The sequence below is a fragment of the Hydrogenophaga soli genome (assembly GCF_054777695.1).
Genome location: NZ_BAAHAK010000003.1, coordinates 279,586 through 303,174, shown reverse-complemented (window position 1 = coordinate 303,174; position 23,589 = coordinate 279,586). Strand labels below are relative to the sequence as shown.

25 protein-coding genes are annotated in these 23,589 nt (G+C 67.1%); 16 read left to right on the top strand and 9 right to left on the bottom strand.

Annotated elements, in window-relative coordinates:
- The first annotated feature begins 1 nt into the window (after position 1).
- From iscU to fdx, 5 genes are read left to right on the top strand one after another with little or no spacing between them, the layout of a single operon-like run.
- Complete coding sequence (iscU, locus tag ACYVB7_RS07220) at positions 2-436, top strand: iron-sulfur cluster assembly scaffold protein (RefSeq protein WP_460506046.1); 435 nt, start codon at positions 2-4, stop codon at positions 434-436.
- A gap of 52 nt (positions 437-488) precedes the next feature.
- Complete coding sequence (gene erpA / locus ACYVB7_RS07215; protein WP_460506045.1) at positions 489-875, top strand: iron-sulfur cluster insertion protein ErpA; 387 nt, start codon at positions 489-491, stop codon at positions 873-875.
- Positions 876-902: 27 nt separating this feature from the next.
- Complete coding sequence (iscA, locus tag ACYVB7_RS07210) at positions 903-1,226, top strand: HesB/IscA family protein (RefSeq protein ID WP_460506044.1); 324 nt, start codon at positions 903-905, stop codon at positions 1,224-1,226.
- 2 nt (positions 1,227-1,228) lie between these two features.
- Complete coding sequence (hscA, locus tag ACYVB7_RS07205) at positions 1,229-3,103, top strand: molecular chaperone HscA (RefSeq protein WP_460506043.1); 1,875 nt, start codon at positions 1,229-1,231, stop codon at positions 3,101-3,103.
- Positions 3,104-3,127: 24 nt separating this feature from the next.
- A complete protein-coding gene (gene fdx, locus ACYVB7_RS07200) occupies positions 3,128-3,463 on the top strand; it encodes a 2Fe-2S iron-sulfur cluster-binding family protein (RefSeq protein ID WP_460506042.1) in 336 nt (111 codons plus the stop codon).
- Between the two features lie 281 nt (positions 3,464-3,744).
- Here fdx and ACYVB7_RS07195 read toward each other — a convergent pair whose 3' ends face one another.
- Positions 3,745-4,791 carry a hypothetical protein gene (locus ACYVB7_RS07195; protein WP_460506040.1) on the bottom strand — a complete coding sequence of 349 codons (1,047 nt, stop codon included), beginning with the start codon at positions 4,789-4,791 and terminating at the stop codon, positions 3,745-3,747.
- An 868-nt stretch (positions 4,792-5,659) separates the two neighbouring features.
- Between ACYVB7_RS07195 and nifV the strand changes: the two genes are divergently transcribed.
- The 9 genes from nifV to ACYVB7_RS07150 all read left to right on the top strand — a co-directional run bounded on the left by nifV (position 5,660) and on the right by ACYVB7_RS07150 (position 12,494).
- The gene (gene nifV / locus ACYVB7_RS07190; protein WP_460506039.1) at positions 5,660-6,844 is read left to right on the top strand and encodes a homocitrate synthase; all 1,185 of its coding nucleotides are present in this window, start codon (positions 5,660-5,662) and stop codon (positions 6,842-6,844) included.
- Between the two features lie 17 nt (positions 6,845-6,861).
- Positions 6,862-7,662 (top strand): serine O-acetyltransferase, encoded by an 801-nt coding sequence (gene cysE / locus ACYVB7_RS07185; RefSeq protein ID WP_460506037.1) that lies wholly within the window; start codon positions 6,862-6,864, stop codon positions 7,660-7,662.
- Entirely contained in the window at positions 7,662-8,000 is a 339-nt protein-coding gene (gene nifW / locus ACYVB7_RS07180) for a nitrogenase-stabilizing/protective protein NifW (RefSeq protein ID WP_460506035.1), read from the top strand. Before cysE ends, nifW begins: the two co-directional genes overlap by 1 nt.
- A 52-nt stretch (positions 8,001-8,052) precedes the next feature.
- Positions 8,053-8,901, top strand: a complete 849-nt coding sequence (locus ACYVB7_RS07175) for an electron transfer flavoprotein subunit beta/FixA family protein (protein ID WP_460506033.1) — start codon at positions 8,053-8,055, stop codon at positions 8,899-8,901.
- Positions 8,898-10,043 carry an electron transfer flavoprotein subunit alpha/FixB family protein gene (locus tag ACYVB7_RS07170; protein ID WP_460506032.1) on the top strand — a complete coding sequence of 382 codons (1,146 nt, stop codon included), beginning with the start codon at positions 8,898-8,900 and terminating at the stop codon, positions 10,041-10,043. The genes ACYVB7_RS07175 and ACYVB7_RS07170 overlap by 4 nt, the downstream gene beginning before the upstream one ends.
- 25 nt (positions 10,044-10,068) lie before the next feature.
- Positions 10,069-11,379: an FAD-dependent monooxygenase gene (locus ACYVB7_RS07165; protein ID WP_460506031.1), complete on the top strand. Its 1,311-nt coding sequence runs from the start codon at positions 10,069-10,071 to the stop codon at positions 11,377-11,379.
- Positions 11,376-11,669 (top strand): ferredoxin family protein, encoded by a 294-nt coding sequence (locus ACYVB7_RS07160; protein ID WP_460506030.1) that lies wholly within the window; start codon positions 11,376-11,378, stop codon positions 11,667-11,669. Before ACYVB7_RS07165 ends, ACYVB7_RS07160 begins: the two co-directional genes overlap by 4 nt.
- 13 nt (positions 11,670-11,682) lie before the next feature.
- On the top strand, positions 11,683-12,006 hold the full coding sequence (locus ACYVB7_RS07155) for a (2Fe-2S) ferredoxin domain-containing protein (protein ID WP_460506029.1): 324 nt from the start codon (positions 11,683-11,685) through the stop codon (positions 12,004-12,006).
- A gap of 74 nt (positions 12,007-12,080) precedes the next feature.
- The gene (locus ACYVB7_RS07150; protein WP_460506028.1) at positions 12,081-12,494 is read left to right on the top strand and encodes a hypothetical protein; all 414 of its coding nucleotides are present in this window, start codon (positions 12,081-12,083) and stop codon (positions 12,492-12,494) included.
- A gap of 16 nt (positions 12,495-12,510) precedes the next feature.
- Here ACYVB7_RS07150 and ACYVB7_RS07145 read toward each other — a convergent pair whose 3' ends face one another.
- The 8 genes from ACYVB7_RS07145 to ACYVB7_RS07110 all read right to left on the bottom strand — a co-directional run bounded on the left by ACYVB7_RS07145 (position 12,511) and on the right by ACYVB7_RS07110 (position 19,765).
- Positions 12,511-12,663 carry a hypothetical protein gene (locus ACYVB7_RS07145; protein WP_460506027.1) on the bottom strand — a complete coding sequence of 51 codons (153 nt, stop codon included), beginning with the start codon at positions 12,661-12,663 and terminating at the stop codon, positions 12,511-12,513.
- Positions 12,641-13,228 (bottom strand): RloB family protein, encoded by a 588-nt coding sequence (locus ACYVB7_RS07140; protein ID WP_460506269.1) that lies wholly within the window; start codon positions 13,226-13,228, stop codon positions 12,641-12,643. Before ACYVB7_RS07140 ends, ACYVB7_RS07145 begins: the two co-directional genes overlap by 23 nt.
- 88 nt (positions 13,229-13,316) lie before the next feature.
- Positions 13,317-14,603 (bottom strand): AAA family ATPase, encoded by a 1,287-nt coding sequence (locus ACYVB7_RS07135; protein WP_460506025.1) that lies wholly within the window; start codon positions 14,601-14,603, stop codon positions 13,317-13,319.
- 72 nt (positions 14,604-14,675) lie between these two features.
- Complete coding sequence (locus ACYVB7_RS07130) at positions 14,676-15,926, bottom strand: RES domain-containing protein (protein ID WP_460506024.1); 1,251 nt, start codon at positions 15,924-15,926, stop codon at positions 14,676-14,678.
- A gap of 101 nt (positions 15,927-16,027) precedes the next feature.
- Positions 16,028-17,227: a DNA polymerase IV gene (gene dinB / locus ACYVB7_RS07125; protein ID WP_460506268.1), complete on the bottom strand. Its 1,200-nt coding sequence runs from the start codon at positions 17,225-17,227 to the stop codon at positions 16,028-16,030.
- Between the two features lie 55 nt (positions 17,228-17,282).
- A complete protein-coding gene (locus ACYVB7_RS07120; RefSeq protein ID WP_460506023.1) occupies positions 17,283-18,089 on the bottom strand; it encodes a type 1 glutamine amidotransferase family protein in 807 nt (268 codons plus the stop codon).
- Positions 18,090-18,100: 11 nt separating this feature from the next.
- Entirely contained in the window at positions 18,101-19,282 is a 1,182-nt protein-coding gene (locus ACYVB7_RS07115; protein ID WP_460506022.1) for an HDOD domain-containing protein, read from the bottom strand.
- 36 nt (positions 19,283-19,318) lie between these two features.
- Positions 19,319-19,765: an RNA-binding S4 domain-containing protein gene (locus ACYVB7_RS07110; protein WP_460506021.1), complete on the bottom strand. Its 447-nt coding sequence runs from the start codon at positions 19,763-19,765 to the stop codon at positions 19,319-19,321.
- A gap of 104 nt (positions 19,766-19,869) precedes the next feature.
- On the opposite strand from ACYVB7_RS07110, the gene aroB reads away from it, so the two are divergent.
- Positions 19,870-21,081: a 3-dehydroquinate synthase family protein gene (gene aroB / locus ACYVB7_RS07105; RefSeq protein ID WP_460506267.1), complete on the top strand. Its 1,212-nt coding sequence runs from the start codon at positions 19,870-19,872 to the stop codon at positions 21,079-21,081.
- 75 nt (positions 21,082-21,156) lie between these two features.
- A complete protein-coding gene (locus ACYVB7_RS07100; RefSeq protein ID WP_460506020.1) occupies positions 21,157-23,553 on the top strand; it encodes a Lon protease family protein in 2,397 nt (798 codons plus the stop codon).
- Positions 23,554-23,589 lie beyond the last annotated feature (36 nt).

Sequence of the window (23,589 nt, the reverse complement as noted above, 5' to 3'; positions counted from 1 at the left end):
CATGGCCTACAGCGACCAAGTCATCGACCACTACGAAAACCCCCGCAACGTGGGCGCGTTCGAGGGTGACGACCCCAACGTGGGCACCGGCATGGTGGGCGCCCCCGCCTGCGGCGACGTGATGCGGCTGCAAATCCGCGTCAACGCCCAGGGTGTGATCGAAGACGCCAAGTTCAAGACCTACGGCTGCGGCTCGGCCATTGCCTCCAGCTCGCTGGTGACCGAGTGGGTGCGCGGGCGCACGCTGGACGACGCCCTGGCCATCAAGAACGCCGACATTGCCGAAGAACTGGCGCTGCCCCCGGTCAAGATCCACTGCTCCATCCTGGCCGAAGAGGCCATCAAGGCCGCCGTGGCCGACTACCGCGCCCGCCACCCCGGCACCGGCGCTGCGGGCCTGTCCGAACAGCCCGCCTGCACCCCCACAGGCCATTGAGGCGACAGCCCTCAACCGCTGGCCCCCCATTCCCCACCCCCAGGAGCCCACCATGCAGACCGCCTCCGACGCCACCCCCGCTTCCAACGCCCCCGCCATGGGTGCCATGCCCCAGCTGCTGGAGTTCACCCCCCAGGCCGCGGCCCGGGTGGCCGAGCTGATCCAGGAAGAGGGCAACCCCGAGCTCAAGCTGCGCCTGTACGTCACCGGCGGGGGCTGCTCGGGCTTCCAGTACGGCTTTGCGTTTGACGACCAGGTGGCCGAGGACGACACCCTCATCGTCACCGAAGGCGTGGCCCTGGTGGTGGATGCCATGAGCCAGCAGTACCTGTTCGGGGCCCGTGTGGACTTCGAGGCCGGGCTGGAGGGCGAGCGTTTTGTCATCCACAACCCCAACGCCCAGACCACCTGCGGCTGCGGCAGCTCGTTTTCGGTCTGAGCGTTTTTGCAGGAAAGGCGGCACCCCATGACCGTGACCCTCACCCCCGCCGCTGCGCGGCACGTGTCCAAGTCCCTGGCCAAACGCGGCGGCGGCGTGGGCCTGCGCCTGGCGGTCAAGACCAGCGGCTGCTCGGGCTTTGCCTACGCGCTGGAGTTTGTGGACACGCCCAACCCCGACGACCAGTGCTTTGAATCCCACGGCGTGCAGGTGGTGGTGGACCCCCGCAGCCTGGGCATGCTGGACGGCACCGAGCTGGACTTTGTGCGCGAGGGCCTGAACGAAGGCTTCAAGTTCAACAACCCCAACGCCAAGGCCAACTGCGGCTGCGGTGAGAGCTTCGCGGTCTGAACATGGCTTTGCTGCAAATTGCCGAACCCGGCCAGAGCGCGGTACCGCACCAGCACAAGCTGGCCGCGGGCATCGACCTGGGCACCACCAATTCGCTGATTGCCACCGTGCAAAGCGCCGTGGCCCGGGCCTTGCCCGATGAGGATGGTGCGTTGCTGCTGCCCTCGGTGGTGCGCTACTTGCCCGGCAACGGCCTGGTGGTGGGGCGCGAGGCGCAGCAGGCCCAGGCCGAGGACCCGCAGAACACCATCGTTTCGGTCAAACGCTTCATGGGCCGCACCCTGGCCGACCTGAAGGAAGCCGCCGGGCTGCCCTACCGCTTCACCGACGCACCGGGCATGGTGGGCATTGCCACCGTGGCGGGTGAACGCTCGCCCGTGCAGGTGTCGGCCGACATCCTCACCTCGCTGCGCGAGCGGGCCGAGTTCACGCTGGGCGGACCGTTGAGCGGCGTGGTCATCACCGTGCCCGCCTACTTTGACGACGCCCAGCGCCAGGCCACCAAGGACGCCGCCCGCCTGGCCGGGCTGAACGTGCTGCGCCTGCTGAACGAACCCACCGCCGCCGCCATTGCCTACGGGCTGGACAAGGCCGCCGAAGGCACGTTTGCGGTGTACGACCTGGGCGGCGGCACGTTTGACATTTCCATCCTGCGCCTGAGCCAGGGCGTGTTCGAGGTGCTGGCCACCGGGGGCGATTCGGCCCTGGGCGGCGACGATTTCGACCACGCCATTGCCCAGTGGTTTTGTGCCCAGCACGGCGTGGCCGGGCTGGCCGCGCTGGCGCCCGCTGCGCAGCGCAGCCTGCTGGCGGCGGCCCGGGCGGCCAAGGAGCGCCTGTCCGACCACGACACCGCGCCCGTGGCCCTGCAAGGTGCGTGCGGCCAGGCCTTGCAGGCCATCCTGTCGCGGGCACAGTTTGCCGAGCTGGGCGCACCGCTGATGGCCCGCACCCTGTCGGCCACCCGCCGCGCCCTGCGCGACGCGGGGCTGGACCGCGACGACATCACCGGCGTGGTGCTGGTGGGTGGCTCCACCCGCATGCCCATTGCCCGCGACGCCGTGCGCGACTTCTTTGGCCGCGAGCCGCTGGCCGACATCGACCCCGACCAGGTGGTGGCCATCGGCGCGGCCTTGCAGGCCAACGTGCTGGTGGGCAACGGCAGCGGCGACCAGTGGCTGCTGCTGGACGTGTGCCCGCTGTCGCTGGGCCTGGAAACCATGGGCGGGCTGGTGGAAAAAATCATCCCCCGCAACTCCACCCTGCCGGTGGCGCGGGCGCAGGAGTTCACCACCTTCAAGGACGGGCAGACCGCCATGGCCGTGCATGTGGTGCAGGGCGAACGCGAGGCCGTGTCCGCCTGCCGTTCGCTGGCGCGTTTTCAGCTCAAGGGCATACCGCCCGCGGTGGCTGGGGCGGCCCGGGTGCGGGTGACGTTCCAGATCGACGCCGATGGCCTGCTGTCCGTCTCGGCCCGGGAGCTCACCACCGGGGTGGAGGCGCATGTGGAGGTCAAGCCCACCTACGGCCTGGACGATTCGCAGATCAGCACCATGCTGCAAGACGCCATCGGCTCGTCCAAGGCCGACATGGCGCTGCGCTCGCTGCGCGAAGCGCAGCTGGACGCCCGCCGCCTGCTCGACGCCACCGAGGCCGCGCTGGCGCAAGACGGCGCTCTGCTGTCGGCCACGGAACAGGCCGCCGTTCGCCAGGCCATGTTCCACGTGGCCGATGCGCTGGAAACCGAGCAGGGCGTGGACGAGGTGCGCCGCGTGTCCGCTGCGCTGTCTGCCGCCACCACCGAGTTTGCGGCCCGCCGCATGAACGCCTCCATCCGCAACGCCCTGGCGGGCAAGGCGCTGGAAAGCCTGGCCTGAATCTCACCCTCCGCTGCCCAGCCCATGCCCACCGTTCGCATCCTTCCCCACCCCACCGTGTGCCCCGAGGGGGCCACGTTCCAGGCGCGGCCCGGGGCCTCGCTGTGCGACCGCATGCTGGCCGAAGGCGTGGCCATCGAACACGCCTGCGACGGCGTGGCCGCCTGCGCCACCTGCCATGTGCATGTGCGCGAGGGCGGGGCCTCGCTGGCCGAGCCGGACGACGACGAAAACGACCAGCTCGACCACGCCTGGGGCCTGGACGCCCAATCGCGCCTGGCCTGCTGCGTGCGGCTGGGCCAGGCCGACCTCACCGTGGAGCTGCCGCGGCACAGCCGCAACCATGCGCGGGAGGGGTGAGGGGGCGCGGCCATCCCCGGCAGGGGTGGGGTCGGTGAGGGCTTGAATGCTGGCCCCGCCCTGCGGTCGGGGTTCCCTTGCCGGGCCGCCCAGGGGCCGGGGCTGCGGAACTCACTTCGCGCCCTGCGGGCGCTCCGTTCAAACAACCGCAGCCAGTCAGATGTGGAAGCGGGCTGCGCCCGCCCGGCCCCTGGACGGCCCGCCAAGGCTGCGCACCACAAGCCCCCACCGACCCCACCCCTGCCAGGGATGGCGGGGGGCGAGGTGGATGTGGCAGGTCATCACAAGGTCTTGCCCTTGCCCTTGTCCTTGTTCTTGTCGTTGTCGAGGTTCTTGTAAAAGTCCCGCACCGGCTGGTCCAGCTTGGCGTGGTCGAGTTGCCACAAACCCAGCGGGCCATGGGTCAGGTCAAAGTGGTGGACCGAGCCTTCTTCGAACTGCGCCCAGTACTCCTCCTGGTGGCGGAAGTTCAGGGTGGGGGGGCCTTCGGTCACGGGTTTCAAGTGGGTGCCTTTTTCGAGGCGATAGGCCGTGGACACCATCCCATCGGTGGCCAGCAGTTGGTCCACCCGTTTGAGCATGGGAATCACCGACAGGGTCAATGCCATGCTCAGGAAGGTGGTGAGGACGAGCGACTCGCGCGACGGCACCTTCTGGCGGGTCAGCAGTGCATAGGCTGGCAGGGCCAACAGGGCGGCCACAGGCATGGCCCAAGCGGTACAGCCGAGTTCCAGCAGTTCCAGGCTGTTCAGGATCAGCCCGTCCACGATGGAAAACGCCACCAACGCAAAGAACACCAGCACTGCGGCAAGGGACGCGGGGTTTTTTTCCAGCGCAAATTCGTTCAGGGCCGTGGCGGGCAGCTTGAAGTGGGGGTTGATCATGCGGCACAAGTCCGCGGTGGCCTCGCGCGATTGCAGGGCATTCATGCCCGTGTCTGCCGACAGGTACACGGACTGCTCCCCCACCCGGATGCGAATCCAGTGCATGTTGGAGCTGGCCAGGTTGGGGTTGCCGATCCAGTCCATGCGCAAGTCACGCTTGTCGATGGTCCGGCTGATCTTTTTGCCCGCGATGCGCTGGCCCTGGATTTGAATGTGCTCCGGGTGGTTGATGACGATGCCCTTGGCATCGAAGGGCACGAACTTCAACCACGTCTTGAAGCGCTGGGCGCTGGCAATGTTGACGCGAATCCAGTGGCTGGCGCTGTTCTTGTCGATGGACTCGATCAGCTGCTCCTGCGTCTTTTTGAGTTGTTTGGACTTGTGCCATACGAAAAGCAAGATGCCGAAGAAGATCAGCAACGTCAGCGGTTGCACGTATCTCAACAGGGTCTCAAGGGTGTTTGTGGTCATGGGGCGCTTGCAGGAAGGAAGGGCGTGCGGTGCCGAGAGGCGATCGGGCGCACCCAACCCCCGCACCGCCGTGCGTCCAGCCCCTGGGTGTCCAGAGGGTGTGCACAGCGCAACGCGCAAAGGTGGCTCAAAGCGTTCAAATCGTTCTCCCGTTACCGCGAGGTTTCAGGTCTGCACATTCGGCGGTGCAGTTCATGCGGCATTCACAATGTAAACGCAAGCCCAGGCCGCCACGGTGCGGCCACAGCGCGAGGCGGCTTTGTATTTCAATGAAAATTGGCATCTAGCGCTTTTTGTGTAAGCGCAAGCAGCTATAAAAACAGAAGCGTCGTTCAGCCTGCGGCCTGCGGCACGCACCCAAGCCCTGGGTTCACTCTCGGTGGTGAACCAGCAGCCCCTCAGCGTGGTGGGGCGGGTGGGCTGTGCGTTGGGTGCCTTCGCCGGTGGCAAGGCGCACAGACCGCGGGGCGGGGTGCGCGGCAGCGCACCCTCAACCTCTGACTCGTCGCGGCTGTTTGAACGGAGTTTTGCCCAGGGCAAAACGCAGTGAGTTCCGCGACGCGCCCCACGGTCGAGCACCGCAGCGCAGTCCGCAACGCGGACCCCGGCGAGGCACCCACCGCACAGCCCACCCGCCCCACCACGCCGCCCACCCCGTTGGCACGCCACCAAACGGGTCATGTGCGCTTTGTCGCAACACCGACAGCCGCCCCTGTCCAAGCCACCGCAAAGCCCCCACCCCCAAGCGACAAACCCGCCGAAACCGGACCGAAACCGCAACCAAAACACCGCCCCAAGCCATGGCACGCAGATTGCGAAGAGGGGGTCAAGGACACCCACCATGGCCCACACCCTCCTCATCAACGACACCACCTTGCGCGACGGCGAACAGACCGCTGGCGTGGCGTTCACGGTGGACGAAAAATGCGCCATCGCCCGCCAGCTGGCCGAGGCTGGGGTGCCCGAGATGGAAATCGGCATCCCCGCCATGGGCCATGACGAGGTGGACTGCATCAACGTCATCGCCGCCCAACTGGCCGCCTTGCACCTGCCCACCCGCCTGATGGTGTGGGGCCGTTTGACCGATGCCGACCTGGCCGCCGCGCTGTGCTGCGACGCGCACATCGTCCACCTGTCCATCCCGGTGTCGGACATCCACCTGCAGCACAAGCTGCGCCAAAGCCGCGCCTGGGTGCTGGCCCAGGTGGAGCGGGTGCTGGCCGCCGCCGCGGTCACCGGGCGCGAGGTGTCGCTGGGCGCGGAAGATGCCTCGCGGGCCGACCCCGCCTATTTGGCCCAGGTGGCCCTGCGGGCCCATGCCAACGGGGCCAGCCGCGTGCGTTTTGCCGACACCCTGGGGGTGCTGGACCCGTTTGCCACCCACGACGCCGTGGCCCGCTTGCGCGACGCGCTGGACGGCGCGGGCGCGGACCGCATGGGCATTGAAATCCACACCCACAACGACCTGGGCCTGGCCACCGCCAACACCCTGGCCGCCTTTCGCGGCGGGGCCACCCACGCCAACACCACCGTCAATGGCCTGGGCGAGCGTGCGGGCAATGCCGCGCTGGAAGAGGTGGTCATGGCGCTGCGCCACGTCCACCAGGCCGACGCCGGCATCGACACCCGGGCGCTGCCCGCCATTTCGCAGCTGGTGGAGCGGGCCTCGGGCCGCAAGGTGGCGTTCAACAAAAGCATCGTGGGTGAGGCGGTGTTCACGCACGAGTCGGGCATCCATGTGGACGGGCTGCTGAAAAACGCCGCCACCTACGAGGGCTTTGACCCCTCCGAGGTGGGGCGGCAGCGCCGCACGGTGCTGGGCAAACACTCGGGCTCGCAGTCGGTGCGGCACGCCTATGGCGCACTGGGGCTGCCGCTGCACGACGACGGGCTGGTGGCGCACCTGCTGGGCCGCATCCGCGTGCACGCCACCGCCACCAAACAGGAACCCAGCGCACACGACCTGCTGCGCTTTTGGCAGGAGGCGCACTGGCCCGCGGTGGCGGGCCAGTCGCTGGCGGCATGACCGATCAAGGTGACGCCATGAACACCCAAGCCCTGGCCTCCCCCTCGGACCCGCGCCGCCCCTCGTGGTGGGCGCTGGTGCGCGAAGACGTGCATTGCGTGCTGGCCCGCGACCCCGCCGCCCGCAACCTGCTGGAGGTGTGGACCATCTACCCCGGCGTGCAGGCCGTGGCCTGGTACCGCCTGGCCCATGCGCTGTGGGTGCGGGGCTGGCGCTACCTGCCGCGCTGGCTGTCGTTCTGGGCGCGGTGGTGGACGCAGGTGGACATTCACCCCGGGGCCACCATCGGGGCGCGCTTTTTCATCGACCACGGGGCCGGGGTGGTCATTGGCGAAACCGCTGAGGTGGGTGACGACGTGACCGTGTACCACGGCGTCACCCTGGGCGGCACCACCTGGCGGGTGGGCAAGCGCCACCCCACGCTGGGCCACCAGGTGGTGGTGGGCGCGGGGGCCAAGATTCTGGGGCCGGTCACCGTGGGCCAGGGGGCCCGGGTGGCGGCCAACTCGGTGGTGATTGAAGACGTGCCCCCCGGGGCCACGGTGGTGGGCATCCCGGGCCGGGTGGTGGCCCCGCAGCGGCGGCGCACCCACGGTTTTGACCTGAACCACCACCTGATTCCAGACCCCGTGGGCAAGGCCATCACCTGCCTGCTGGACCGTGTGGCCCACCTGGAGCGTGGTCACGCCCTGCTGAACGACCACGAACCCACGCCCCCCGGTGCCGCAGCCGCCTGCGGGACGTGTGACGACAGCTGCGCCGTGCCCGTGTTTGCCCCCGCTTCCCCCCAACCCACCCCCACCGAGGAGACCTTGTGATGGAAAACCTGCTCCACCGCCTCAAAAGCCTGTCTTCTGCCGAGGACTTCCTGAACTTCTTCGGGGTGCCGTTCGACCAGGCCGTGGTCAACGTCAGCCGCCTGCACATCCTCAAACGCTTCTTCCAGTACATCCGCCAGGCCAACCTGAAGGCCGACACCAGCGAGCTGGAGATGTTCACCGTGTACCGGGGCTTCTTGACGCAGGCCTATGGCGACTTCGTCAAGTCCACCCCGGCGCGGGAAAAGGTGTTCAAGGTGTTCCAGGACACCGAAGGCAAGCAGCACGTGTCGCTGGACAACCTGCGAGCCTCCATGGCCCTGCGGGCCACCGCCTGAGCCCACTCGCGTTTCCCACCCCACCCACCGCCTGCCAGCCCAAGGAGTTGCCATGCACATCGTCGTCTGCATCAAGCAGGTGCCGGACTCGGCGCAGATCCGCGTCCACCCGGTCACCAACACCATCATGCGTCAGGGGGTGCCGGCCATCGTCAACCCCTACGACCTGTTCTCGCTGGAAGAGGCGCTGCGCCTCAAGGACCAGTTCGGCGGGCGCGTCACGGTGCTGTGCATGGGGCCACCACAGGCCGAAGAGGCTTTGCGCAAGTGCATCAGCTTTGGGGCCGACGACGCGGTGCTGGTGACCGACCGCGCCTTTGCCGGGGCCGACACCCTGGCCACCTCCTATGCCCTGGCCGCGGGCATCCGCCAGATTGCCCGCGAGCAGGCGGTGGACATGGTGTTCACCGGCAAGCAGACCATCGACGGCGACACCGCCCAGGTGGGCCCCGGCATTGCCAAGCGCCTGGGCCTGCAACTGCTGACCTATGTGTCGCGCATCGTCGAAACCGACCTGGAGGCCCGCACCATCACCGTGGAGCGCCGGGCCGAGGGCGGGGTGCAGGTGCTCAAGACCCAGCTGCCGGTGCTCATCACCATGCTGGAGAACACCAACGTGCTGCGCTTTGCGTCCATGCCCGCCATGATCCACGCCGCCGCCTACCCCGTGCGCAAGTGGAGCAAGGAGCAGGCCGCCATCGAGGACCTGGACAAGATCGGCCTGAAGGGTTCGCCCACCGTGGTGAGCAAGGTGTTTGGCCCCACGCCGCGCACCGAGAAGGCCGAGATGCTGGACGTGGAAACCTCCAGCCTGCGCGACGTTTCCCTCAACCTGTTGCAAAAGATCTTCACGCGCCACCCGACGCTGGAAGCCGACCTGCTGATGAAGGAGCCCTCATGAGCGACGCCCCCACCCCCAACGCAGCGGCCCCAGCCGCCCCAGCTGCCGCCACTGCGCCCGCCAAACGCCCCGCCGGGCGGGCCGGTCGCAACACCGAACTGCCCGAACACCTCAAGGCCTACAAGGGCGTGTGGGTGTTCATCGAACACGACCGCGGCCATGTGCACAGCGTGTCGTGGGAGTTGGTGGGCGAGGCCCGCAAGCTGGCCGACACCCTGGGCAGCACGGTCAGCGCCGTCATCCTGGGTGGCGAGGACGAGCCGCTGGACAAGTTTGCCGCCGAAGCCTTCACCTTCGGGGCCGACAAGGCCTACATCGTGGCCGACCCGGTGCTCAAGGGCTACCGCAACGAGCCCTTCACCAAGGGGCTGACCGACCTGGTCAACAAGTACCAACCCGAAATCCTGCTGCTGGGCGCCACCTCCATGGGACGCGACCTGGCCGGATCGGTGGCCACCACCTTGCTCACCGGCCTGACCGCCGACTGCACCGAGCTGCGCATCGACCCCGTCTCCAAGGCCCTGGCCGCCACCCGGCCCACCTTTGGCGGTTCGCTGCTGTGCACCATCATGACCCTGGCCTACCGCCCGCAAATGGCCACGGTGCGCCCGCGGGTGATGGCCATGCCCCGGGCCGACGCCAGCCGCACCGGCGACATCACCCGCGACACCCTGGGCATGGTGGAGACCAGCATCGTCACCAAGCTGCTGGACTTCATCCCCGACGCGCAGAGCAACAACATCAACCTGCCGTATGCCGATGTCATCGTCAGCGGCGGCAAGGGCCTGAAGAACCCCGAGAACTTCAAGCTGGTGTTCGAGCTGGCCCGCGTGCTGGGGGCCGAGGTGGGGGCCACCCGCCCGGTGGTGCAGGCCGGTTGGGTGGAGGCCGAGCGCCAGGTGGGCCAGACCGGCAAGACCGTGCGGCCCAAGCTCTACATTGCCGCGGGCATTTCCGGGGCCATTCAGCACCGGGTGGGCATGGAGTCGTCCGACGTGATCGTGGCCATCAACACCGACCCCAACGCGCCCATCTTCGAGTTTGCGCACTACGGCATCGTGGGCAACGCCATGCAGGTGCTGCCCGCGCTGACCCAGGCGTTTTCGGCCCATTTGTCGCAGCGTTTGCGGCAGGTGGCGTGAGCGGCGGTCCTTCAGGAGAAACCCCATGAAAAAACCATCCCAGTTCGACGCCATCGTGGTCGGCGCCGGCCCCTCGGGCAACGCGGCGGCCTACACCCTGGCCAAGGCCGGCCTGAAGGTGCTGCAGATCGAGCGCGGCGAATACCCCGGCAGCAAGAACGTTCAGGGCGCGATCCTGTACAGCGATGCGCTGGAAAAAATCATCCCCGACTTCCGCGAGGACGCCCCGCTGGAGCGCCACATCATCGAGCAGCGCATGTGGGTGCTGGACGACAACAGCTTTGTCGGCACCCACTACCGCAGCGACGACTACAACAAGCCGCCCTACAACCGCTACACCATCATCCGGGCGCAGTTCGACAAGTGGTTCAGTTCCAAGGTGCGCGAGGCCGGGGCGCTGGTGATCTGCGAGACCACGGTCAACCACCTCATCATGGACGGTGACCAGGTGGTGGGCGTGCAGTGCGACCGCGAGGCAGGCGACGTGTACGCCGACGTGGTCATCCTGGCCGACGGCGTCAACTCCACGCTGGCGCGCAAGGCGGGGTTCCATGGCGAAATCAAGGCCAGCAACGTGGCCCTGGCGGTCAAGGAAATTCTGTTCCTGCCCGAAGACACCATCCGCCAGCGCTTCAACATTGGCGAGGAAGAGGGCGTGGTCATCGAGATGCTGGGCAAGATCACCGACGGCATGATGGGCACCGGCTTCCTCTACACCAACAAGGAGTCGCTGACCATTGGCGTGGGCTGCATGCTGGGCGACTTCAAGGCCAACCCCAACAAAACCTCGCCCTACGCGCTGCTGGAGCAGATGAAGCGCCACCCCTCCATCGCCCCGCTGATCGAGGGCGGCGAGATGAAGGAGTACGCCGCCCACCTCATCCCTGAAGGGGGCTTTTACGCCGTGCCCCAGGTGTACGGCAACGGCTGGATGATCGTGGGGGACTCGGGCGGCTTTGTGAACGCCGTGCACCGCGAGGGCTCCAACCTGGCCATGACCACCGGCCGCCTGGCCGCCGAAACCGCCATTGCCGCCAAGGCCGGGGGCAAGGGCTACCGGGCCGACACGCTCAAGGCCTACAAGAAGGCGTTGGACGAGAGCTTCGTGATGAAGGACCTGAAGAAGTACCGCGACATGCCGCAGGTCTTCCACGAGAACAACCAGTTCTTCACCACCTACCCCGACCTGGTCTCCAAGGCCGCCCGCACCATGCTCACCGTGGACGGCGTGGACAAGAAGACCAAGGAGCGCGAAATCTTCGCCAGCTTCCGCCAAACCCGTTCGCTCACCGGCCTGGTGGGTGACGCCGTCAAACTCTGGAGGGCCATCCGATGATCCCCGTCAACGTCGAAGAAAAGCTGTTCCAGAACCGCTACCGGGTGGACGCCGGCCGGCCCCACATCCAGATCAAGAAGCCCGAGGTCTGCGCCAACGACTGCCAGGACAAATCCTGCACCCACGTCTGCCCGGCCTCCTGCTACAAGGCCGAGGGCAACGGGGCGGTCACCCTCATCACCGATGGCTGCCTGGAGTGCGGCAGCTGCCGCATCATCTGCACCGAGCACGCCAACGTGAACTGGGAATACCCCCGCGGCGGCCACGGCATCCTGTTCAAGTTTGGTTGAGGGGGCTCACACCATGTCCCGACCCGAACGCAGTGTGTTCGTCTGCTCGCAGCAGCGCCCGCCCGGCCACCCCCGCGGCAGTTGTGCCGCCCAGGGCGGCCAGGCGGTGTTGCAGGCCTTTTGGCAAGAGGTGCAAAACCGCAACGCCCACGAGCAGGTGGGCGTGACCTACAGCGGCTGCCTGGGCCCGTGCAGCGGCGGGGTGAACGTGGTGGTGTTCCCCGACAGCGTGCTGTACAGCCGCGTCAAACCCGAAGACGTGCCGGAAATTGTCGAGAAGCACCTGCTGGGCGGCGAGGTGGTCACACGCCTGGCGGCTTCGGCGTCGGTGTGGTGAAGGGTGCAATCAAATTGATAGCTTCTTGCGCTTGATTTGAAAGCGTTGGAGGTGGTTTTGGCTATGATTCCGCCATGACCGCACCCTCCCGCTTTCAATCCATCACCGCCCAGGCCTGGGCGGGCATGCTGGCCCTGCTGTTCATGATGTTCCTGGTGGACTTGGAGCGTTTTGCCATGCAAGGCGACTACGCGGGTCTGGCCCAGTCGCTGGCGCACGACCCGGGCGTGTGGGGCCTGCGCGTGTTGGTGGGCCTGGTGTGCCTGAATGGGCTCATGCAGGTGGCCACGCGCACCTTTTCGTCCCCGGGCTTTCGGTTGGCCACTGTGGGGTTGACGGCGGCGTATGCGCTGTTTTTCCTGCTGCATCAGGTGGTCCATGTGCTGGGTGGCGAGCCGCTGGGCCTGCACACCGCGCTGGACCTCACCCACCACACCTTGGGCGCCTGGGGCACCTGGAGCGCGTGGCGCTGGCACCGCGAAGGGTAGGGCTTTGGGTGTGCCATCACTCAAAAAACAGAGCACCTTGCGCTTGTTCTGAAAGCGACAGAGGCAGTTTTTCTTCCAAATTTCCATCGCCCTGCACCAGCTTGCCCACGCGCACGCCCAGCAGGCGTTGGGCCTGCGCGGTCGAGTCAGCCGCGCCTCGCTGCTGCAATCGCTTTCAGGCGGAGGACCAACTCGTGCACTTGCGTGGAGGGGTTGGGATGTTCGCTGTCGTCCGCGGAATGTTCAGCCAAGGTCTTTGCGTGCCTGAGGGCATCGTCCAGTCTGGGGCTCAGCTGCGTAAAGACACCGTCCATGCCCTTACCGTACTTGGCGAATCCGGGTTGGGTTTTGAGGTCGGACACCACCGCATCGCCCACCGACTTCTTGCCTTTGCGTGCATATGGCCTGTCGGAATAGCCAAAATGCAGCAGCAACCAAAATTCAAAGCAGGGCACCGACACCGTGCCCTTGAAAGGTCGGCCCTTGGCTTGCAGCGCCTTCAACTGCGCCACGGCATCGGCGAAGCGCTCGTGGGCATCGCGGTCGAACACGCAATACACCTCGTCAAAGGCATCACCCTCGCGTGAGGCTTGCTCTTGCAGCTCCTGTGCACGTGCCACCACCCGGTCTGGGGAGGAACCATCGTTTTTCCCGACCTTGACCTGATGGTTCAAACCCCATGCCTTCACCAGCTCTTGGAAGTACTTGGGCTCTGTCTTTTCTCCTTCGCACACCAACAGCAGGCGCGGTGCCGGGGTTCGAACCTGGGCAGGACGCCGGGTGCCCTTGGGGTTGCCTGGCTGGCGCTGGTTGAATCGGTCTTCAGCTGCCATAAAAGTCCAGGTCGTCCAGGTGGGGGATGCCGCCGTAGCGGCCATTGAGGTAACCCCGTTCGATGGCCTCGTTCTCGCGAGGGCTGAAATCGGACAGCGGGTACAGCCTGGCCTTGCGTTGTTCGTTTTTCTCGACAAACCACACCTGATCGCGCCGCAGCAGCTTTTGGCTCAACAGCGTGGTGTCGTGGGTGGTGAACAGCAACTGCGCCTGTGTGCCCGCCTGATGCAGCATGGCCACCAAGTGGCGGACCACCAAGGGGTGCAAGCTGGAATCCAGCTCGTCGACCACCAGCACCAAGTTGTTTTTGATCACGTCCAGCCACGGACCTGCAAACGCAAACAGGGCGCGGGTGCCGTCTGATTCTTCCTCTTCGCCAAATTCCACCATGTCGCCTGTGAGGGCGTCACGCCGTTGGAACTTGATGCGAGCCAGATCTGCGCCCTTGAGTCGGGAGATGACTTCCTGCCGCATGGCGTCAGGGAGGTGGGGCGGGAGCATGTCCGCACTGAAGGGGCGGTGCTCAACGCGGATGCCATCAATCGACAAATCGGCTGCGTTGAGGAAGCTCAGGACCTGGGCTTGCATGGCGGGGTCCTCGCACTGGTCCATGGTGAAGCTGCCCTCCAGCTCGCCGGGTTTGTTCAGCACCTGCAAACGCTGGCTGAACCATTCGAACACTGGTTTCAACTGGGTGTTGTTGCTTTGCATGCAGCGCGACAGGAACAAGGCGTTGCCCCGGGTTTCTCTGGCCCACACATGTCGCTGTTGCCCGCCCAAAAAGTGCTCTGAGAACGGGGCGTATGCGTCCTTGTCCGTTTGGGGGTCGTACACCCGGTGAAACCATTTTTGTGCCCGAGAGGTGGGGTAGGCGTACAGCCACTCCTCGGTGAAGCGCACGGCATTGCACCGAAATCCGTACTCATACCGCACGCCCGATTCGATGAACTGTGCAGAAAACTCGGAGTCCGCGGCGCGAGCGGCAGCCGTCAGCTTGAAGGGCACCACCGGAATCAAGTCGCCCTGTTGAGACTCGCGGGCGGAATTGATCACCTGATTCCGCATGAAACCCAGGGCTTGGATCAGTGTGCTCTTGCCTGCGGCGTTGGGTCCATACAGCGCGGCGGAACGCAGCAGCCGCATGTTTTTGGCAGGGGGCGGCGCCGGGAAGGTGTTGCGGTCTTCCCATTCCTTCAAAGCCGGGGCGGCCACCATGCTCCATGTTTGGGGTTCATGGATGCTGCGGTAGTTCGAAACGGTGAATTCGACCAGCATGATTCATGTTTTCATTTGAATTTCTGCATCATACAAACAAAAAATCAAATGAAAGCATGAATTTAATGGGTTTTATGAGGTTTGTCTGGCCCGGCTTGTGGAGTGTTTGGCTGCCTGGGATGGCATGGCAAGCTGGCGGGTGAGAGCTTCCCAGTCCTTCAGCTGGAGTTCCTTGGCATTCACAAAGGTCACGGTTTCATCCCACGGGAGTTCACGAGGGAACAACACCAGGTTCTTGCCCCCTTGTCGAACAGCACTGGGATAGATGAGTCCATCGAGTCTGCAGTCTGAACCGTTTGGCTGGAACACCTGGGCAAACCATTCGCAGACCACCTGGGTGGGAACATAGGCAATGGGTTCGTCTTGATGTTTGCTGACTGGTTGGCTGATTTCCTCCACAAACTGATGCAAGAACATGATGGAGTCTCGATGGGGTTGCTGTTCAAGGTCGAACATTGACGGGACGAGAGGCAACTCACACAGATCAAGCACCCACAGTGGGCGCGTGGTTTGAAAACCAGCGACAGCCACGTCCAGGGGTGGCGCCGATGCGATTTCTGCCAGTGCTGTGCCTTCGTCAAGGGCTGTGTACAGGTAACTGATTCCTGCTGGATTCATGCGTCCTGAGCCAGCGAGCCGTGGAGGCGGAGCGCCCATGGTCGCGGCATCAGGGCTCCACGATTGGCTTGTTCTAACTCGAGCCCTGTAGACGGAGGTGGCTTGGAGAATGGGTTTGATCAAACCCTGTACCTCTGCCAATTCCCCAACCTGCTGAAGCAACCGAGCGGGTGTTTCTGCGTGGTCCAGGGGATGGCTTTGATGCTGGGTCTCGTCCAGGTGAAAGAAAAACCGTGTCCGATGCTGAACGGTGTGAACAAAACGATGCCACGAGTCTGTCAGCACCTCATGGCGACTGGGGGCCAACCAGAAGCCGTTGTGGCCGCTCACCCACATGGAGTTGTGGAACGACTCTGACACCGCCTCAATCAACTTGTGGTGGCCTTCAAGCGGGAGCGAGAACAGCATGTCGAGGGTGTCGGTTCCTTCATCCACTGGGCCGTCATCCCAAGGTACACCTGCGCTGGAAGGGTCGGAAAAGCGTCGATACACGGCCCCTGCAATCGATGGCATGAGCACTTCCATCCGGGCTGCCAATGGCTTGTGCCGCTTCTTTCCACAGCACGAACACGCGGTGGCTTCAAGGTTGGCCCGGACCAGCTCTTTCAAGTGGTCGTCGTCAACGCACTCTTCACATACAAAACCATCGGGTGTGGTCCACCCGCGGTCTTGGACTTCTTCCCATTGGCGTTTGGCGAATCCCATGCTTTTCCCTTTTGCGTCGAGAGCCCTGTATCCGCAGCCGATTCGCCGTGGCGATGAAACAGTGGGCGGGCAATGGTTTGGTGATTCTGGATTGCTTCCGGTTACTCAAAAAACAGAGCACCTTGCGCTTGTTCTGAAAGCGCCAAAGGCGTTTTTTCTTCAAAATTTCCGTCGCCCTGCACCAGTTTGCCCACGCGCACGCCCAGCAGGCGCAGCGGGCGGGCCAGCGGGGCGCGCTTGAGGGCCTGGCCCGCGGCCTGGCGCAGCTCGGCGGCGGTGCGCACGGGGTGGGGCAGGGTGTGGTCGCGGGTGACGATCTTGAAATCGGCAAACCGCAGCTTGATGCCCACCGTCTGCCCCGCGTAGCCCTTGCGGGCCAGGTCGTCGGCCACCTGTTCACACAGCCGGGTGAAGATGGCCCCCAGCTCCGCCTTGTCGCGCACGGCGTGCAGGTCGCGCTCGAAGGTGGTTTCGCGGCTGATGCTCACCGGCTCGCTGTGCGTCACCACCGGGCGGTCGTCGCGGCCCCAGGCGGCGTCGTGCAACCAGGCCCCGTAGGCGGGGCCAAAGTGTTCGCGCAGCTGCTGCGGGTCTTGGGCGGCCAGGTCGGCGATGGTGTGCACGCCCAGGGCGGCCAGCTTTTCCTCGGCCTTGGGGCCGATGCCGTTGACCTTGCGCACCGGCAGCGGCCAGATCAGGCTTTGCAGGTCGGCCTCGTGCAGCACGCTGATGCCATTGGGCTTGTTGAACTCGCTGGCCATCTTGGCCAGCAGCTTGTTGGGGGCCACGCCCACCGAGCAGGTGAGGCCGGTGGCGTCGAAGATGCACTTCTGGATCAGCCGCGCCAGCACCCGCCCGCCCTCGCGCTGGCCGCCGGGCACGTCGGTGAAGTCGATGTACACCTCGTCCACCCCGCGGTCTTCCATCAGCGGCGCGATGTCGGTCACGATGGCCTTGAAGGTGCGGGAGTAACGGCGGATCTCGTCAAAGTCCACCGGCAGCAGGATGGCGTCGGGGCAGAGCTTGGCGGCTTTCATCAGGCCCATGGCCGAGCCCACGCCAAACTGCCGCGCGGCGTAGGTGGCGGTGGTGATGACGCCGCGCCCGGTGTAGCTGCGCAGGCGCGGGAAAGCGTCCACCGGGATGCGGTGCAGGTGCTGGCCGGGGGCGTCGGCGTCGGTGGGGGGGTGTTGGGTCAGCAGCGCGTCGTCTTCGCGCCGCCGTCCGCCGCCAATGACCACCGGCAGTCCTTTGAGCTGGGGGTAGCGCAGCAGCTCCACGGACGCGTAGAACGCGTCCATGTCCAGGTGGGCGATGCGCCGCACCCGTGCTGGCGGGTTCACGGGCGGCTCCGGTTCAGGCGGGGACGGGCGCAGGCGCGGCGGTGGCCGCGGGGCGCACCGCGGTGTTGCGGTGGGTGGCCACCCAGGTGGCAAAGCGGCCCAGCAGGCTGGCGGCCTCGGGGGTGGGTTGCACCTCGGTCTGCATGCGCTGGGGGTCCAGGCCTTGTTCGGTGAGGGCCACGGTCTGGTGCAGCAGGTAGGTGCGGGTGGCTTCGGGCATGAATTCGGGGTGGAACTGCACGCCCCAGGCGCAGGCACCAAAGCGGAAGGCATGGTGCGGCTCGAACCGGTTGTGCGCCAGCAGCACGGCCCCATGGGGCAGCTGGCTCACGGTCTGGCGGTGCGAGACCTGGGCGTTCCAGTGGCTGGGCAGGTCGGCAAACAGGGGGTCGTGGTCGGCCTCGGGTTGGCGCCAGATGAGGGTGGTGCCGCTCTCCAGGCCACCGGGGTGGTCGTCCACGGTGCCGCCCAGCGCGTGGGCCAGCAGCTGGTGGCCGTAGCAGATGCCCAGCACCGGCAGGCTGGTGTGCACGGCGTCGCGCAGCCAGGCGGCGGTGTGTTCGCTCCAGGCTTCGCGGTGGGTCACCATGGCGTGGGAGCCGGTGAGCACCACGCCGTCAAAGGCCTGGGGCGCACCGTTTTGCAGCGTCAGGCGGGGCAGGGCGTCGCCGCGGCGTGGGTCGAGCACCGACACGGTGACCGGGTGTTCGCTGGCGGACAGGCCCTGGGCGATCCAGTCTTCGAAGTCGCCGTGGGTGGCCTTGAGGGCGGGCAGGGTGTCGCCCAGTTTGAGGATGAGCAGTCGCGTGGGGGTGGTCATGGACAGCGGGGTCAGTCGTCGGTGCCGGGGGCAGGGTGGGCGTGGTGTTCCAGCCAGTGCTGGGCGTCGGGTGGCAGGTGGCCCCAGCACTCGGGCAGGGGGGCGGGCAGCCAGCCCGCATCGGCCAGCACCGCCAGCCGGGCGGCCTCCTGGGCCACCTCCAGCAATTCGCATGCCGCCTGCCAGCGCCCACGGGCCAGCGGGTCGGCCAGGCCGGTGAGGGTGCCCACCACGTTGTCGGGCAGCTCCCAGCGGGCGGCCACGCGGTGGGACAGCAGGGCCACCAGGTGCATCAGGTCCTGGGCGGTCTGGTTCTGGTTGGCGGGGGTGGGGGTGTCTTCGTCTACCAGCACCCGCCGCGGGCCCAGGCCGTGGGGGTCGGGGCGGGCCAGGTGGGCCACGCGGTCGGTCATGCGCAGGCTGACCAGCAGGCCCACGTGCAGGGCCAGGCCGCTCAGGAAGGCTTCAAACGGGTCCACGCCCCGCTCGGGGGCCAGGGCGCGGCAGGCCTGGGCGCAGGCTTCCCCCAGTGCCCACACCCGGTTGGCGCCCATCTGGGTCAGCGGCCCGGCGTCGGAGCCCAGCACGGGGCGGAAGGCCACGCGGGCAATCAGCAGGCGCAGGCCCTGGCTGCCCAGCAGGCGCACGGCGTCTTCGGTCTGGGTGATGGGGGTGCTGCGCTGGTAGAGGGCGCTGTTGGCCTCTTTCAGGGCTTCGGCCAGCAGCGACACGTCTTGTTCGATGAGCGAGGCCAGGTCGTGGGCCGAGCTGTTCTCGTCGCGCAGGGTGCGCAACAGGCCGGGCAGCACCGCGGGCACGCGGGGCACCCAGTCGGCGGCGCGGCTGGCGTCCAGGCTCATGCGCTCCACCAGGTCGGCCACATGGCTCAGGGTGAGGCCGTTGGGCCCGATGCGGCCACCCCGGGGCACGCTGTACACCCAGTGCAGCGCCTCGGTCTGCACGTTGAAGGCGGTCATGGGGTGGGCGGGTTCCTCCACCACGGGCACAAAGCCTTCAGCCGGGGCAGGGGCCACGGTGGGCGCGGGCTGCGGGGTGGGCAGCACCGAGGGCGGGTGCAGCCGCGACGGGCCGAAGCCGCTGGCCTGCGGTGCCCGCGTGGTGGGGGCACCGTCCGGTTCGGCCGGGGCCGGGGCGGGCGCATGCCCGACGAGCTTCTGGATCCACTGGAACATGGGGTGTGTGGGCGGTGGCGGGTGGACGGGGCGGACTCAGAGGCTGGCGCTCCAGCGGTCGCCCCAGCCGCTGTCCGGGCTGCCGGAGGGGCCGCCGGAGGCCGATCCGTCCTGCCACTGTTGCAGTTGGCGGCGGTCGCGTTTGGTGGGGCGGCCCAGCGGCTGGGCCAGGGCAGGTTCGGGGGCCAGGCGGCGGGCCTGGGCGGCGGCTTCGCGCCGGGCCACGCTGTCGGCGGTTTCCTGGTACAGGGCCTGGGCCACGGGGGCCGGGCCGCGTTGGGCGCTGATGCCCAGCACCTCCACGGTGCGCACATCCCAGCCTTGCTTCAGGGTGACCAGGTCGCCCGCCTGCACCTCACGCGAGGGTTTGGCCACCTGGCCATTGACCTCCACCCGGCCCTTGCCGATTTCGTCGGCGGCCAGCGAGCGGGTCTTGTGGAACCGGGCGGCCCACAGCCATTTGTCGATGCGGAGTTTGTCCATGGGTGCGCAGGAAGAGGGTGCCAAGTATGCGATCAAATCGTGACGCGTGGATGCCGCCACCTACACTCGGGCCTTTGCTTTTGCCCTTGCCTGCATTCACCGCCATGCCCGTGACCTCGCCCCAGCCCGCTTCCATTGCGCAACCCGCCTTGACCCTGCCCCCTTTCGTGTCAGCGGGAGGGCAGGGGGCCGTGCAGCAGGTGCCCATTGCGCTGGGCGACCGGAGTTACGACATTGCCATCGGCCCCGGCCTGCTGGGCCAGGCGGCCACCTACGCGGGCTGCCCCCGCGCGGCGCGGGCGCTGATCGTCAGCAACACCACCGTGGCGCCGCTGTACGCCCAGGCCCTCAAGGCCGCGCTGCTGGCACAGCAGCCGCCGCTGTACCAGGCGGTGGATGTGCTGGCCCTGCCGGATGGCGAGCAGTTCAAGGACGCCGCCACCCTCAACCTCATCTACGACCAGCTGCTGGGCAGCGGTGCCGACCGCAAGACCGTGCTGTACGCCCTGGGCGGCGGCGTGGTGGGCGACATGACCGGCTTTGCCGCCGCCTGCTACATGCGCGGCGTGCCCTTTGTGCAGGTGCCCACCACCCTGCTGGCGCAGGTGGACAGCAGCGTGGGTGGCAAAACCGCCATCAACCACCCGCTGGGCAAGAACATGATCGGGGCCTTCTACCAGCCGCAGCGGGTGGTGGCCGACCTGGATGTGCTCCACACCCTGCCTGCGCGCGAGTTCAGCGCCGGGCTGGCCGAGGTCATCAAATACGGCCCCATAGCCGACATGGCGTTTTTCGACTGGATCGACACCCACCTGGACGGGCTGCTGGCCCGCGACCCGGCGCTGCTGGCCACCGCGGTGCGCCGCAGTTGCGAAATCAAGGCCTGGGTGGTGGGGCAGGACGAGAAGGAAAGCGGGCTGCGCGCCATCCTCAACTTCGGCCACACCTTCGGCCACGCCATCGAGGCCGGGCTGGGTTATGGCGAGTGGCTGCACGGCGAGGCCGTGGGCTGCGGCATGGTCATGGCGGCCCACCTCAGCCAGCGCCTGGGTTGGGTGGATGAAGCCTTTGTGCAGCGCCTCACCCGCCTGGTGAAGGCCGCAGGCCTGCCCACCGTGGGCCCTGACCTGGGCGCCCAGCGTTACCTGGAGCTGATGCGCGTGGACAAGAAGAGCGAGGGCGGCACCATCCAGTTCGTGCTGATCGGCAACGTCCCGCTGGCCCAGGGCGGCACCGGCCCCGGCTGCGCCACCACCGCCAAGGCCCCCGATGCGGTGGTGACCGAGGTGCTGGCGGCTTGTGTGCAGGCTGCTTAGTTTTTGAGAGCAGTCAGCGCTTTCAAACAAAGCGCTATGGCCTTTTTTAATGTGAAATTTGAAACGAGGCTGACCATGGCCGTCACCGCCCTTCAAGCCTCCGAGTTGTCGGTGGCCCTGGCCCCCGAGACCTTGGGGTTTGCCGACACCTCGGCCCTGATCCACGACACCCTGCCCTGGGTGGGGCAGGAGCGGGCGCACGACGCCGCCCGCTTCGGCCTGGCCATGGCCGAGCCCGACTACAACCTGTTTGTGCTGGGCGAGCCCGGCTGTGGCCGCTCGTCGCTGCTGAAGCAGGCGGCGCAGCAGGTGGCCGCCACCCGCCCGGTGCCGCCCGACCTGTGTTACCTGCACAACTTCGACACGCCCGAACACCCGCTGGCGCTGCGCATGCCCGCAGGCCAGGGGCGCGAGCTGCGCCAGCAGATGGCGGCGCTGGTCAAGACGCTGCAAACCGACATCCCCAAGCGGCTGGCCCGCCCCGAGGTCAAGGCCGACGAGGCCCGGGCCCGCCAGACCTACGAGCAGCAGGAGGGCGAGGCCTACCAGCGCCTGGTCACCCACGCCGAGGCCCACCACTTCTCGCTGCACAAGGACGAGGGGCGGCTGGTCTTCACCTACGTGGGCGAGGGTGACCAACCCCTGACCGAGCTGGAGGCCGCCAAGCTGCCCGCCGCCGAACGCGCCCGCGTGGACGCGCTGGAGCAGGCCCTGCGCGACGAGATCCAGCGTTTTCTGGAACTGGCGGGCGCGCTGGAGCGCCAGACCCGCGACGCCCTGACCGTGCTGCACCAGCAGGCCATCAAGCCGCTGCTGGAGCACGAGTTGCAAGCCATCCGCGTGGCGCTGAAAAAACAGATCAAGGACACCGTCAAGCTGGGCAAACACCTCGACCGCGTGGCCCAGGACGTGCTGGACCACCTGGAGCTGTTCCAGCCGTTCGAGGAAGACGAAGAGGGCCGCCAGGAGGCCCTGGAAGCCCTGCTGCAGCGCTATCGAATCAACCTGGTGGTGGACAACGCGGGCCGCGAGGGGGCTCCGGTCATCGTGGAGGCCAACCCGGTGCACCGGGCGCTGTTTGGCAGCATCGAATACCAGTCGGAAGAAGACGTGCTGCAAACCGACTTCACCCGCATCCGCGCGGGCAGCCTGCTCAAGGCGCACGGCGGTTTCCTGGTGCTGCACCTGCGTGACCTGATCGCCGACGAAGAGGTGTGGGAGCGGCTGCGCCGCGTCATGCGCAATGGCCGGGTGCAGATCGAAGAGCCCATGCCGCTGCTGGCGGCGCTGCCCGCGGTGTCGCTGGAGCCGGAGGCGGTGGACATCCAGGTCAAGGTCATCCTCATCGGCACCGTGGAGCAGTACCACGCCGTGCGCGAGGGCGACCCGGAGTTTGCCCGCCACTTCCAGGTGAAGGTGGAGTTTGCCGACACCTTCGTCAGCACGCCCGACACGCAGCGCTCGTTCGCCGTGTTCGTGGCCCACCTGTGCCAGCAGCGCGGCCTGCCGCACTGCACCGCGGGGGCGGTGGCGCGGCTGCTGGAGGCCTCGCACCGCGACGCCGACGACCAGGCCCGCCAAAGCGCCCAGTTCTCGGCCACCGAGGCGCGCGTGTTCGAAAGCGCGGCCCTGGCCCGCCAGCGCGGGGGGCGGCTGATCGACGCCGCCGACGTGGAGCAGGCGCTGCGCGCCCGCATCGCCCGCCACAACCACCTGGAGGAGGAGCTGCTGGCCACGGTGGCCGATGGCGAGCGCCTCATCACCGTGCACGGCGAGCGCGTGGGCCAGCTCAACGGGCTGACCCAGCTCGACCTGGGCGACCACCGCTTTGGCATGCCGGTGCGGCTGACAGCACGCACCTTTGCCGGCACGCGGGGGGTGCTCAACATCGAGCGCGAGGTGGAAATGTCCGGCCCCATCCACGACAAGGGCGTGCTCATCCTGCAAAGCCACCTGGGTGCGCTGTTCGCCCACCTGGCACCGCTGGCCATGACGGCGTCGCTGGTGTTCGAGCAGGAATACCACGGGGTGGAGGGCGATTCGGCCTCGTGCGCCGAGCTGTACGCGCTGCTGTCCTCGCTGTCGGGCGTGGCGCTGCGCCAGGGCGTGGCCGTCACCGGGGCGGTCAACCAGTTTGGCGAGGTGCTGCCGGTGGGCGGGCTGAACGAGAAGATCGAAGGTTACTTCCGCGTCTGCCAGGTGCTGGGGCTGGACGGGCAGCAGGGTGTGCTGATGCCGGCACGCAACCGCCGCCACCTGGTGCTGTCGGCCCAGGTGCGCGAGGCCGTGGCCGAGGGGCGCTTTCACATCCACACCCAGCAGCACGCCCACGAGGGGCTGGCCTGGCTCACCGGTCAGACGGTGGGCGAGCTGGACGCCACCACGGGCCGCTACCCCGAGAACACCGTGCTGGGCCGCGCCCAGGCCCGGCTGCGGGATTTCCGCCGCGCGGTGGTCCGCCCGCGGCGTTGACGGGAAAAATTGCAATAAAAAAGTGCCTCTGGCGCT